This is a genomic window from Allohoeflea poritis, assembly GCF_027889715.1.
Taxonomy (GTDB): Bacteria; Pseudomonadota; Alphaproteobacteria; order Rhizobiales; family Rhizobiaceae; genus Hoeflea_A; species Hoeflea_A poritis.
On record NZ_JAPJZH010000002.1, the window covers coordinates 208,892 to 222,012 of the forward strand.

At 60.5% G+C, this 13,121-nt stretch carries 11 protein-coding genes; 5 read left to right on the top strand and 6 right to left on the bottom strand.

Annotation, left to right across the window (positions count from 1 at the left end):
- The first annotated feature begins 101 nt into the window (after window positions 1-101).
- Window positions 102-1,520, top strand: coding sequence for a helix-turn-helix domain-containing protein (locus OOZ53_RS04020; protein ID WP_271088032.1), 1,419 nt, complete (start codon window positions 102-104; stop codon window positions 1,518-1,520).
- Between the two features lie 28 nt (window positions 1,521-1,548).
- Here OOZ53_RS04020 and OOZ53_RS04025 read toward each other — a convergent pair whose 3' ends face one another.
- From OOZ53_RS04025 to OOZ53_RS04035, 3 genes are all read right to left on the bottom strand, one after another.
- A complete protein-coding gene (locus OOZ53_RS04025) occupies window positions 1,549-4,206 on the bottom strand; it encodes a TRAP transporter large permease (RefSeq protein ID WP_271088033.1) in 2,658 nt (885 codons plus the stop codon).
- A 13-nt stretch (window positions 4,207-4,219) separates the two neighbouring features.
- The gene (locus tag OOZ53_RS04030) at window positions 4,220-5,212 is read right to left on the bottom strand and encodes a TRAP transporter small permease subunit (protein ID WP_271088034.1); all 993 of its coding nucleotides are present in this window, start codon (window positions 5,210-5,212) and stop codon (window positions 4,220-4,222) included.
- 215 nt (window positions 5,213-5,427) lie between these two features.
- On the bottom strand, window positions 5,428-6,510 hold the full coding sequence (locus OOZ53_RS04035; protein WP_271088035.1) for a TRAP transporter substrate-binding protein: 1,083 nt from the start codon (window positions 6,508-6,510) through the stop codon (window positions 5,428-5,430).
- Between the two features lie 215 nt (window positions 6,511-6,725).
- Here OOZ53_RS04035 and OOZ53_RS04040 point away from each other — a divergent pair, with 215 nt between their 5' ends.
- The 4 genes from OOZ53_RS04040 to cysQ all read left to right on the top strand — a co-directional run bounded on the left by OOZ53_RS04040 (window position 6,726) and on the right by cysQ (window position 10,982).
- Window positions 6,726-8,087: a cache domain-containing protein gene (locus OOZ53_RS04040; protein ID WP_271088036.1), complete on the top strand. Its 1,362-nt coding sequence runs from the start codon at window positions 6,726-6,728 to the stop codon at window positions 8,085-8,087.
- A 29-nt stretch (window positions 8,088-8,116) separates the two neighbouring features.
- The gene (locus OOZ53_RS04045) at window positions 8,117-8,770 is read left to right on the top strand and encodes a response regulator (RefSeq protein ID WP_271088037.1); all 654 of its coding nucleotides are present in this window, start codon (window positions 8,117-8,119) and stop codon (window positions 8,768-8,770) included.
- Window positions 8,771-8,913: 143 nt separating this feature from the next.
- Window positions 8,914-10,062, top strand: a complete 1,149-nt coding sequence (locus tag OOZ53_RS04050) for an acyl-CoA dehydrogenase family protein (RefSeq protein WP_271088038.1) — start codon at window positions 8,914-8,916, stop codon at window positions 10,060-10,062.
- Between the two features lie 140 nt (window positions 10,063-10,202).
- Entirely contained in the window at window positions 10,203-10,982 is a 780-nt protein-coding gene (gene cysQ / locus OOZ53_RS04055; protein WP_271088040.1) for a 3'(2'),5'-bisphosphate nucleotidase CysQ, read from the top strand.
- Here the strand turns inward: cysQ and OOZ53_RS04060 are convergent.
- The 3 genes from OOZ53_RS04060 to OOZ53_RS04070 are packed head-to-tail and all read right to left on the bottom strand — an operon-like array spanning window position 10,979 to window position 13,036.
- On the bottom strand, window positions 10,979-11,395 hold the full coding sequence (locus tag OOZ53_RS04060; RefSeq protein ID WP_271088041.1) for a Fur family transcriptional regulator: 417 nt from the start codon (window positions 11,393-11,395) through the stop codon (window positions 10,979-10,981). The genes cysQ and OOZ53_RS04060 overlap by 4 nt on opposite strands.
- Window positions 11,392-12,234, bottom strand: a complete 843-nt coding sequence (locus OOZ53_RS04065; RefSeq protein WP_271088042.1) for a metal ABC transporter permease — start codon at window positions 12,232-12,234, stop codon at window positions 11,392-11,394. The genes OOZ53_RS04060 and OOZ53_RS04065 overlap by 4 nt, the downstream gene beginning before the upstream one ends.
- Window positions 12,212-13,036 carry an ATP-binding cassette domain-containing protein gene (locus OOZ53_RS04070; RefSeq protein WP_425499104.1) on the bottom strand — a complete coding sequence of 275 codons (825 nt, stop codon included), beginning with the start codon at window positions 13,034-13,036 and terminating at the stop codon, window positions 12,212-12,214. Before OOZ53_RS04070 ends, OOZ53_RS04065 begins: the two co-directional genes overlap by 23 nt.
- Between the last annotated feature and the right edge of the window lie 85 nt (window positions 13,037-13,121).

The window sequence follows — 13,121 nt, forward strand, 5'->3', positions numbered from 1 at the left end:
TGGATCAGGTGTAGCGCGCCACGGGATCGCGCAAAAGGGTTGAAATAGCAACAAAGTTGATTTAGCTAATTTTGCAAACTTAATTTTGCAAAGTTGTGAAAATGCGCGCACGAAAACTCTTCATCGGCCGCAACATCCGCCGGATCCGCGAGGAAAACGGCCAGACACAAGCTGTCTTCGCCAAACAGCTTGGCATTTCAACGAGTTACCTCAACCAGATCGAAAACAACCAGCGCCATGTCACGGCACCGGTGCTGCTGGCGCTCGCCGAGAATTTTTCCGTGGACATTGCCAGCCTGTCGGAAAACGACAGTGACCGGCTGCTCGCCGATATGGCCGAGGCAATCGCCGATCCGCTGTTCAAGGGCCAGCAGCCATCGGCGCAGGATCTCAAGCTTGTCACGCAAAACACGCCATCGGTGGCGCGCGCCTTTCTCGCCATGCATCAGGCCCTGCGGCGCGCCGGCGAGCAACTCGCCGAACTGGATGACACGCTTGAGCGCTCCGGCGGACTGAACGAACCGACGCCCTATGAAGAGGTTCGCGACTTCTTCCACTATCTCGACAATTACATCCACGAGCTTGATATCGCAGCCGAAAAGCTGGCCGAGGATTTGCGCGGCACGACCAGAAACCGGGTCCGCACGCTGGCCGATCATCTGGAGCGCAACCACCGGGTCCGGGTTTCCATCGGCGGCGCGGCAACGGGCGCCGAGGCGATCAGACGTTACGACCCGGTCTCGCGGGTCCTGTCGGTCAATCCGAAGGCACCGCCTTCAACCCACGCATTCCAGCTGGCTCATCAGATCGGGCTGCTGGAACATGCCGACACAATGACCGCGATCATCGACAAGGCCGGTTTCCGCACCGAGGACGCAGCATCCGTGTGCCGTATCGGCCTTGCCAACTATTTCGCCGGCAGCGCCCTGCTTCCCTATGGTGAATTTCTGGCCTCTTCCGGCGAACTGCGCCACGACCTTGAACTGCTCGCGGACCGCTTCGGCGCCAGCATCGAGCAGGTCGCGCATCGCCTGAGCACGCTGCAAAGGCCCGGCAACAAGGGCATTCCGTTCTTCTTTGCCCGGGTCGATCAGGCCGGCAACATCACCAAGCGCCACAGCGCCACCAAGCTGCAATTCGCGCGTTTCGGCTCCGCCTGTCCGCTGTGGAACGTGCATAACGCCTTCTCGACCTCGGCGCGGATCTTAAGACAACTCGCGGAAACGCCGGACGGCATGCGCTATTTGTGCCTGGCAACGGCGGTGACCAAGCCGAATGGCGGCTTCCGCGATCCGGTGCAGCGCTACGCGCTCGCCTTCGGCTGCGAGATCAAGCATGCCGGAGCGCTGGTCTACGCTGATGATCTGGATCTTGAAAGCGATACGGCTTTCGAGCCGATCGGCATATCCTGCCGGATCTGCGAGCGCTCGGACTGCCACCAGCGCGCCGTGCCGCCGCTCAAGCGCCGGCTTTCGGTCGACCCGAACAGCCGGGACACGATCCCCTACTCCTTCGACTGACCGGGGCCGCCACGGCCCCGGCTGCGCCTTAGAAGTTCAGCGAGATATCCCGGTGATCGGACGTGCAGGCCGCCACGTAAAGCGCCTGTTCGCGCGTAAGACGCCGCTGCTGGCGTATGCCGATCGTCGGGCCGAGCGTTGTGACATATTCATCGATCCCGGCCTTCAGCGCTTCATTCGCCTTCTCACGCCAGGCAAGCTGCGTCTGGTATTCGGCAACAGCCTTGTCGATTTCCGCAAGCGCTTTTTCCTTGCTCGGATTTCGCGAACGCAAAGCCCGGCGCGCCTTGGAAAGGTCCGACTTGATGTCGTCCGCACCTTCGATCTCGCCGAATTGCTTCGAAAGCACATTGAGCGGTTCGGTCATGTCCTCCGGTTCATTGTCCATGACCTGCTGGCCGATGCCCTCAAGCTCCGGGCCGAGTGCCGTGAACGCATCATAGGCGTTGAGGCTTGCAAGCAGGGACGCCGCCGGCGCATAGGCCTTCTCGGCTGTCTGGAAATATTCGCGATTGAGTTTCGACTGATTGTCGTTCAGCTTGTCGAAATCGCTGTAGACCTGCTCCCATTCCTCCGGAATGGAGGCTGCCAGCGCTTCCTTGTCCGCCTGCAGCGTGGCGACGCGATTCTCATATCGCTCTTTCTGCGCGGCCTGCGAAGGATCGCGCGCCCGTTCGATCAGCACCTCGAAATGCTCGATCCGCTCGTCGATATCGCGGATGTCCTGCTCGATGGCACGGACCTGTTTGTGAAGCGGCCGATAGTCCGCTGATGCGGCGTCGATATCGCCCCGGGCCGCCTGACCGTCATCCAGCAGCGCGATCGCCTTGGAGACATTTTCGAAACTGCCTGTGACCGACTTCGAGAGCTTTTCGGGCAAGACACCGAAATCAAGTTGGCGAACCTTGTCGACGGCACTTATCAGCTCGCCGCGCGTCTCGCCCAGTTCCTCGGCCAGATATTGTTCGACACAATAGGCCAGCCGCGGATTGCGCGGCGGCGGCGCGGTCTCCGACAGAAGCGCGACGCGGTTCGGCAGATAGTTCACCAGTTGCGGCGCCATGCCGACAATCACCAGCGCAAGGAGCTGGATGCAGATAAACGGAACGACGCCCTTGTAGATCGACAGGGTCTTGACCGTCGAATCTGCAACACCGCGCAGATAAAACAGCGCAAAGCCGAAAGGCGGTGTCAGGAACGACGTCTGGATATTGAGACCGATCATGACGCCGAGCCAGACCGCCGTCACATTGGCTTCCGGATCGGCAAGCAGGATCGGCGCGACGATCGGAACGACCACCACCGCGATCTCGATGAAATCGAGAAAGAAGCCCAGCACGAAGATCACCGCCATCACGATGACGAATTTCGTCCAGAACCCCCCGCCGAGACCTTCCAGGAACTCCTTGACGAGGTGTTCGCCGCCGAAGGCGCGGAAGGCTGCCGTCAGGATTGCAGCGCCCAGCAGGATGATGAAGACCAGCGATGTCGTCTTGGCCGTCTCGATCATCACGCCCTTGAGCGTGTCCTCGATCTTGAAGGACCGCCATCCGCTCCACACAAGCGCAATGATCAGGCCGACAACGCAGGCAATCGCAAGGGTGACGCCCAGAACGTCCGAGCTCGTCTTGATGTTCTTGATGTTCGTGTTGAAGGTCGACAGGACAAAGGCCAGTCCGACCAGCGAGATGATCGCGATGATGGCCGGATAATAGGCATCCTTGTGCCCGTCCCTGAGGCGGTAACCCGCCATGATCAGCGCGCCGGCCGCGCCGATCGCGCCGGCCTGGTTGACGGTGGCAACGCCGGCGATGATCGAACCGAGCACCAGGAAGATCAGGATCAGCGGCGGAAACAGCGACAGGCAGACCTTCAGCAGGAACCTGGCGTCGTATTTGCCATCATAGGGAACCGGCGGCGCGGACTTCGGGCGCAGCGCCGCGAAGATCAGGATGTAGACCATGTAGAGGCCGACAAGCACCAGGCCCGGGATAATAGCGCCGAGGAACATTTCACCGGCGCTGGTCGAGCCGACATCGAAGATGCTCGGCATGGTCAGCTCACCGGTCGAGTCCTTGAACAGCGCCTTGCGCGCGGTGCCGGCCTGATCGGCCGCGCTGGTCAACTGGTCGGCCAGGATAATCAGAACGATCGACGGCGGGATGATCTGCCCGAGCGTTCCGGAAGCGGCGATGGTGCCTGTCGCCAGTTGCTGTGAATAGTTGTTCCGCAGCATGGCAGGCAGCGAGATCAGCCCCATCGCGACCACCGTGGCGCCGACAATACCGGTGGTTGCGGCCAGCAGTGCGCCAACGAAGACGACCGAAATGCCGAGACCACCCGGGATCGGCCCGAAAAGCTGAGCCATGGTGATCAGCAGATCCTCTGCGATCTTCGAGCGCTGCAGCATGATTCCCATGAAGATGAACAGCGGAATCGCGATCAGCGTGTCGCGTTCCGGTTCCCAATAGACCCCTCGAAGGTTGGTCACCCCGGCACTGAGCCATTGCGACGGGCCGCCTTGCGCGAAGAAGACGTCCGTGTCGCCGGCAAACAGATAGCCGGCGATTGCGGCGATCAGGATGGTGACGATGGACGAGCCCGGCAGGGCGAATGCGACCGGATAGCCCGAACCGAGGGCCAGCGCCATCAGCAGGACCAGGAGGGCGAGAAAATACAGTTCCATGATCGTTTCGCCCCTACGTTACCGACGGCTCGTGATCCACGTGCCCGGGCTCGCCGCGGTAATCGGCGATAGCCTCCAGCAGGTAGCTGACAAACTGGATCATCATTGAAATGGCGAATACGCCGAGGAACCCGGCCATCATGTATTTCACATACATGCCGAAACCGGCCTGGGTGACTTCGAAGTTGAGCACCGGACTGTTGATGATCGATGCCTTCTGTCCCATGCCGACGATCAGGATCGTCCAGCAGAAAACCAGCCCCATCAACAGCGTGCCGACCGCGTTGACCACCGCCTTGGTCTTGTTGGTGAAGGTTGCATAGAAGACGTCGACGCGCACATGGCCCTCTTCCTGGAGCGTATAGGCGCTGGCGAACAGGAACAGCGCGCCGTACCAGAACCGCACCAGATCGGCCATGAAGGCCTGCTCGTAGGAAAAGATGAAGCGCAGGAAGACAATGCCGAGCTCGGCAATCACGATCAGCAGCGCCAGCCACGGAAATCCGAGCGTGCGCGTGAAACAGGCCAGAACGATACCGAGAACCATAAGCGGAACATGGACAAACATGCCGCGAAACTGGGAGCGGCCGAGATCGGAGGCCAGATCCTCGCCAAAGATGCCTTCCAGCATGCCCTCGACGCGCATGAAGGAGATGGCAACGTCAACGACACCGACGATCAGGACGCACCAGAATGCGGCGCGGATGAAGAATGTGTTGATACCGGCAATGCGCCGGCCATCGGAACGCAGCGCGGTCTCGCGGCTGCGCAATACAAAGGCCAGCGCCGCCACCACACCAAGCGGGTAGAGCAACAGCTGCAGGAAACCGGCAAAACCGGCCTCGCCTGTGAAGGGTGAGTTCGCGCCGGGAAATCCGGCACCGAATGACAGGAAATTGTTGATCAGGAACGCGACCATGATGGCCAGAACCGACCATCCGAAAAATCGCACGAAAAGTGAAAACGGCGTGCTCGGCACCGTATCGGCCGTTGGCGATTCCGCCATCTTTGTTCCCCCAGCCTGGGTCCGTAAGATCCAGGACATCCAATTCGCCGGATTGGGCGGACAACCACAGCCGCCAACCTCCCGGGGTCACCAACCGCTACGTTTCTGCGCCGCAGCCTGCCATTGAGCCCGTCCGCCTCATGCCCTGTCGATGCTTCCAAATATGCGGGACGGGGGCAACCCCGTCCCGCAAGCCTTGCGCATTGTCTGCGCTTTTATTGATTGATAACGGCGTTGCGCTTCTGGACATAGGCCGTGTCGGACAGAGCCGTCCAGGCACCCAGTTCAGCGCGCTTTTCGAGCACTGCGTCGTAGATCTTCTTCGACAGGTCGTCGAATTCGCGTGCCTCTTCGATGACTTCGGCCGAAGCTTCGCCGAATGCATCGTAGACATCGTCGTTGAACTCGCGCAGCTGAACGCCGTGATCGTTGATCAGCCGGTTCAGATACTCACCGTTGAAGGCGTTGGTTTCAGCCATGGTGCGGGCGTTTTCTTCGTTACACGCAGCCTGGATGATGTTCTGCTCGTTCTTCGTCAGACCTTCCCACCAGCTCTTGTTCATGCCGAAGGCGATCTGCGCGCCCGGCTCGTGCATGCCCGGCCAGTAGTAGTACTTCGCTGCTTCATAAAACTTCATGAAGTAGTCATTGTACGGACCGACCCACTCGGTGGCGTCGATGGCGCCCGAAACGAGGTTCTCGTAGATCTGGCCGCCCGGAAGCGAGACCGGCGATGCGCCAAGCTTGGCCATGACGTCGCCGCCAAGACCCGGAATACGCATCTTCAGACCCTTCAGGTCGTCGGCGCTTTCGATTTCCTTGTTGAACCAGCCGCCCATCTGCACGCCGGTATTGCCGCATGCAAGGTTCTTCAGGCCGAACTGGTCTGCGAGTTCATCCCACAGTTCCTGACCGCCGCCATATTTGATCCAGGCGTCGATCTCCGTGTAGGTCATGCCGAACGGAATGGCGGTAAACGGCGCCCAGCCCGGGTGCTTGCCCTTCCAGTAATAGTCGGCCGCGATGTAGGCCTGGGCATTGCCCGAAGCAACTTCGTCAAACGAGTCGAAGGCGCCAACGCGTTCCCCAGCAGCAAAATACTGCACGTCGAGGCGGCCATCGGTCAGTTCGCCGATACGCGCTGCCAGACGCTGCGCCGGCAATCCAAGCCCAGGAAAGTCACGTGGCCATGTGGACACGATAACCATCTCCTTCTTTCCCTGCGCGAGCGCAGGAGCAGCGAGCGTGGAAGCGGCGCCTGCAACTGCAGCACCTCTCAAGAATGTACGACGTTCCATAAATTTCCTCCCAAAAAAGGCCTTTTGCAACGAGGGTTTGTCGAACCGTTGCGCGGCCTGCATAGGCATTTGACAACAGTTTCTCAATTCGTGCAAATACCAGTCTTATCAGCACTACTACTGAGTTGACCACTGTCTGCGTGCATTCGCCGCACACATGTGCCATTTTCCTGCCCCTGCCGGCCAACGGTGGCGGAAAACGTGGAATTGTGCCCATGAAATTCAAGACCAAGCTGTTCTTCATCACGCTTCTGCCGGTGATCCTGATTTCAGCGGCGATGATCTTCGTCATCGATTTTCAGTCCGGACGACTGTCGCGTTCGCAAGGCGAAACCGTCGAGAATCTCTATCTCGATCTGAAGCACACGGAACTCAAGAACTACGTCATGCTGGCGCGAAACGCCCTGACGCCGATCTATGCGTCCAACCTCAAGACCAAACGCCAGGCGCAGCGGCAGGTCACGGAGATTGTCCGCAAGATGACCTTCGGCGAGGACAGCTATTTCTTCATCTATGACGAGGACGGCACCAATATCGTCAACCCGCGCCTGACCTATCTGGTCGGCAGCAACTGGATCGGTCTGGAGGACGAGGACGGCCGGCAAGTCGTCCGGGATCTGATCGATCGCGCCAAAAAAGGCGGTGAATTCTATTCCTTCGTCTGGAAGAAACCCTCCAGCGGCGAATATGTGGAAAAGCTCGGATATTCGGTCTACCTCGACAAATGGAACTGGATGCTCGGCACCGGCATTTATCTTGACGAGGTTTCACGGCAGGTGGCCGCCGTTCAGTCGGAACTTCAGAACAATGTCGGCGAAACGCGGCTGGTCCTGTTTGTCCTCATGCTCGGCGCGGTCATGCTCACCGCAGCGACCATCGCGGCGGCACGCCTTTCGGAACAGCGGTTTGCCGATGCAAGGCTCAAGGAGCTTTCCGCCCGCCAGGTGAATTTTCAGGAAGAGGAGCGCAAGCGCGTATCGCGCGAGCTCCACGACAGCATCAGCCAACTCCTTGTGTCGGCGCGCTACGGCCTTGAAAACGCTCTCAACGTTTCACGCAAGGAAGACGACATATCCGAACCGATCGAAAAATCGATGAACGCGCTCGACAACGCGATCTCCGAGGTGCGCCGTATATCCATGGCGCTGCGGCCATCCGTGCTAGACGATATGGGCCTTTCCGCCGCCGTAAAAAGCCTCGGCAACGACTTCTCGCGCCAAAGCGGCATCGCCGTCGAGGTCGAGGCGGAGCAGACCAAGGACCTTTTGTCGGACGAAGCGAAGACCGCGCTGTACCGTGTGATCCAGGAGGCCCTGACGAATGTTGCCCGGCATTCGCACGCCGGCAACGTCAAGATCCGTCTTTGCAGGCGCGGCAGCAAGATCAAACTGCATCTGGAGGACGATGGTGTCGGCATGCCGCGCGGTGCCGCAAAGCGTAAAAGGGGCGACGGGCTCGGCATTCGCAACATGCAGGAGCGCATCGACACGTTCGGCGGTTCGATCCGCTTTTCCAAAGGCCGCGCCGGCGGACTTGCAATCGCCGTGACTTTGCCGATAGTAGGCAAAAAAAAGTGAGCACAGAATAACAAAGGGGAACGGAACGAATGCGGTCTGCACGATCAGACGGCACTCGGATTCGGCTGGTCATCGTCGACGATCACGATCTGTTGCGCGAAGGGATTCGCTCACGGCTCGCGGGCGAGGATTCGGTCGACATTGTCGGCGAAGGCAGCAATGGCCGGCAGGCGGTCGAGCTGTGCCGGTCTCTGGAGCCGGACCTGGTGCTTCTGGATATCTCCATGCCCGAGATGAACGGCCTCGAGGCAGCGCAAAAGATAAAACACACACATCCGGAAACGAAAATCCTGTTTCTGTCGATCTACGACAATGAGGAATATGTGCAGGAAGCCCTGCGCATCGGCGCAAATGGATTCGTGCTCAAGGACGTATCCAAGGACGAAATGATCAACGCGATTCGTTCCGTCGCCCAGGGCGCCACCTATCTCGGACCCCAGGCGGCGGCCTCCCTTGCCGGCCGAACCGTCGACAAGCTGGTGCCGGCCAATGATTACGGCCTGACCGAACGCGAAAAGCAGGTCCTGGCTGCGGTCTCAAGAGGCATGACAAACCGCCAGATTGCCGAGCAGTTGCACATCAGCGTGCGCACGGTCGAGAGCCACCGACTTTCGATCCGGGAGAAGACGGGCGGCGGCAATGCGGTCGCGCTTTCGAAAATCGCCAACCGGCTCGGCCTGTGAGCGATGACCGCCCACAGGCTCAGCCAATCGAATCTTGAAAACAGACAGAACGTTCGTCTTGTTTTGATTGGGTGACCGGCTAAACTGCGCATCGAAAAACGATCGTCAGGCGGCAAACTGGCCAATTCAACAGGAACCTGATCATGAAGAATCCCTTCGAGACCGAAGAGCAGCGCGCCTTCAGGGACAGTTTCGCCAAATTCGTCGATACCGAGATACGGCCCTTCGCGGACGAATGGGATGAAGCGGGTGCGATTCCCTGGGAACTGCACAGGAAGGCCGGTGCGCTCGGCATGTTCGGTTTCGGCATAGACGAAGCCTATGGCGGCCTCGGCTTCGACGACTGCTTCATGCGCGCGGCGGTCGCGGAGGAACTCGGCAGATGCGGCGCGACCGGCGTGGGCGCGGCCCTTGGCGCGCGCAACATCTCGACCGGGCCCATCGCGTTGCTCGGATCGGAGGAACTCAAGCGGCGGGTTCTGCCGCAGATCCTGTCCGGCGAAGTCGGCTCTTCGCTCGGCATCACCGAACCGTCCGGCGGCTCGGATGTCGCGAACCTCCAGACCACCGCCCGTCAGGACGGCAATGAGTGGGTGCTGAACGGCAACAAGACGTTCATTACCGGCGGGATGACCAGCCGTTACTTCATCATCGGCGCGCGCACGGGCGGGCCCGGCATTGCCGGCATCTCGCTGTTTTTCGTCGAGGCCGACACGCCCGGCTTCACCCGCACGCCGCTTGAGCGCAAGATGGGATGGTGGTGTTCCGACCAGGCCACGCTTTTCTTCGACGATTGCCGCCTCCCCGCTGACAGCCTGATCGGCCCGGAGAACAAGGGCTTCATCGCCATCATGAACAATTTCAACTATGAGCGCCTGGCGCTGATCGCCCAGAGCCTCGGCATGGCCAGGACATGCCTGTCGGAATCGATCGCCTATGCCAATGAGCGCAAGACCTTCGGCAAGCGCCTCGTCGAGCATCAGGTGATCGCCCACAAGATCGCCGACATGTCCGCCCGCATCGATTCCCTCGAAGCCTATCTGAACCAGATATGCTGGATGGCGAATGAAGGCCCGACACCGGTCGCCGAAATCAGCAAGGCAAAGTTCCTGTCGACAAAGATCCTGGAATATTGCGCCTCTGAAGCCATGCAGGTGTTCGGCGGCGCAGGCTATCTGCGCGGCAACCCGGTGGAGCGCATCTACCGGGAAGTGAAGGTCATGGCGATCGGCGGCGGTTCGGAGGAAATCATGAAGGATCTGGCGGTGCGCCAGATGGGAGTCGTCCACTGACGCAAATTGCAGAGTCTGGGGACCCGAAGGAACCGGGGATCGCGCAAGATAGATGTCGACAGCAGTCGGAAAATCTGCCACCTGCGAGACGAGCGACACGGCGAACAGTGCCGCCGGACAACAGATGAGCACACGGGCACATGGAACTGAACCACCGGGCACTCACGGAACAACTGGCGGACATCGCCCTGTCTGCCGGCAAGGCGGTCACGCATGTCTACAACGACATGCCCGAGGCCGAATTCAAGACGGACGGCACACCGGTAACGGCGGCAGACAAGGCAGCCGAGGTGATCATCCTTACAGGCCTCCAACGGCTCGCGCCGGAAATCACGGTCATCTCCGAGGAAAGCGAGGACAGCCATCGCCTGAACGCTCCGCAACGGTTCTTCCTGGTCGATCCGCTTGACGGCACCAAGGAATTTCTGAGGCGCGACGGCAAGGGTTCCTTCACCGTCAATATCGCACTGGTCGAGGCTGGCGAACCCGTGCTCGGCGTGGTCTATGCCCCTGCCCTCGATCGCCTGTTTGCCGGTGCACACGGCAATGGCGCAACGGAAACCGTCGAAGGCAAGACCAGGTCAATCGCCGTGCGCTCAGTCCCTGCATCAGGTCCCGTTGCCGTCGCCAGCCGATCGCATCGCGACGCGCAGACCGACGCCTGGCTGAACGAACAGGGCATCACCGAGACGGTTTCGATCGGTTCCTCGCTGAAATTCTGCCTGCTGGCCTGCGGTGAGGCGGATGTCTATCCGCGCTTCGGACCGACTATGGAATGGGATACCGCCGCCGGACACGCGGTCCTTGCGGCCGCCGGGGGCACGGTAACCACACCGGAGCGCGGGCCGTTTCGCTACGGCAAGGCGGAATTCCGCAACGGCCCGTTTATCGCCTGGGCTCTGCGACCGCGCACGCTTTAGGCATCCGACCTGCATTGGCCGCAAATGCCGCGCAGCTCGACGGTGGCTGCGTGCACTGTAAAATGATCGGCCGCGGCCAGCGCGCCCAGATGTGCTTCAAGCCGGTCGTCGGCAAGTTCGGAAACCTTGTTGCACTTCACGCAGATGGCAAACACCATCGTCTCGCGTGCTCCGCACTCCGAATTGCTGCAGGCGACGAAGGAGTTGAGGCTCTCGAGACGGTGCACCAGCCCGAGCTCAAGGAGCTTGTCCAGCGCGCGATAGACCTGTAGGGGCGCGCGGATTCCGTGTTCGCGCAGACCGTCAAGGATGGCGTATGCGCTCAATGGCGCCTTGGCATCGGTCAGCGCGTCGTAGACCAGGCTCTGGTTCTTTGTCAGAGCCGGCTGGTCGGTGTGGCTATGGGCAGTCATGGCTTTGCTCCCTGTGCCGGTCGATGGCGACGCGAAACGAGTGCGGCGATGGGCGACACGCTGATAAGGAAAAACACCAGCGCCGCGACCACGATCGACGGTCCCGACGGCGTATCCCATGTCAGCGAGCCGTAGAGGCCGCAAATGATCGACGCGATACCGATGACACCGGCGATGACCGCCATCTGCTCCGGCCCGCTCGAAAACCGCCGCGCCGCCGCCGCCGGAATGATCAAAAGCGCCGTTATCAGCAGGACGCCGACGATCTTCATCGATATGGCGATCACCGTCGCCATCAGCAGCATGAACACGAGGTTTGACCGTTCCGGGTGCATGCCTTCCGCCTCGGCGAGTTCCCGATTGACGGTCGCGGCAAACAGAGACCGCCAGATCAGGACGATGACACTAAGGACCACGGCGCCGCCGGCATAGATCGTTGCAATATCCGATTTCGAGACGGCCAGGATATCGCCGAAGAGGAAACCCATCAGGTCCATGCGTATCCACGTCATGAAGGCAAGCACGACAAGGCCAAGCGCCAGGGAAGAATGCGCAAGCAGCCCGAGCAGCGAATCCGACGACAGCGTCGCGCGGCGCTGCAGCAGCAGCAACGCAACGGCAACGGCTGCACAGACAACGAATACCGCCAGCGTGATATTGAGTTCAAACAGGAAGGCAAGCGCCACGCCGAGCAGAGCCGCATGCGCAAGCGTGTCGCCGAAATAGGCAAGCCTGCGCCAGACGACAAAGCAGCCCAGCGGCGCCGCGATAATCGCAACGCCGATTCCGGCGACCATCGCCCGCGTGAAAAAATCGTCAAGCACGGCGGTCTCCCCCATCGCTGTCGCCTTCGGTACCAGCTTTCTCTTCCACGGTGTGGTGGTGTCCATCGTCCGGATGGCAGTGATCGGTGATCGAGCCATCGGCATGACGCACCCGCCCGTCAGGCAGATGCGTGTGATCGTGGTCGTGCCGGTAGATGGCCAGCGCCGCCGAAGCCCGGTCTCCGAAAAGCTTACGGTATTCCGCGCTCTGCGCCACGGTCTCGGGCGACCCCTTGCAGCAGACATGACCGTTGAGGCAGATCACCTGGTCGGTGGCAGCCATCACGACATGCAGGTCGTGGGAGATCATGAGAATCCCGCAGCCAAGACCGTCGCGGATGGTGGATATAAGCTCGTAAAGCGCGATTTCACCCGAAAAATCGACACCCTGAACCGGCTCGTCCAGGACCATGAAGTCGGGCCGGCCGGCAATGGCCCGCGCCAGCATCACCCGTTGGAACTCGCCGCCGGAGAGCGTACGCACCTCCGCTCCGGCAAGATGTAATATGCCGGTGGAATCCAGCGCCGCATCGATTTGCCGATCGTCGATACGCTGAGTCAGGCGCATGAAGCGACGCACACTCAGCGGCAGCGTCCAGTCGATGGAGACCTTCTGCGGAACATATCCGACTTTCAGGCCGGCGGTCCGATGCGCGGTTCCCTCGCTCGGCTTGTGGATTCCGAGCGCCAGTTTCGCGGTCGTCGATTTCCCGGAACCGTTCGGGCCGATCAGTGTCACGATCTCGCCCCGGCGCACCGACAGGTCGACGCCGCGCACAAGCCAGCGCCCGCCCCTTTCAAGGCCCGCGTTTTCCAACGAAATGAGAGGTTCCGATACCTTCAACACAGCTTGCTACCCTGCCGGATTGATTTCCGGCTGTATTGCATATGTTATGGTGTTA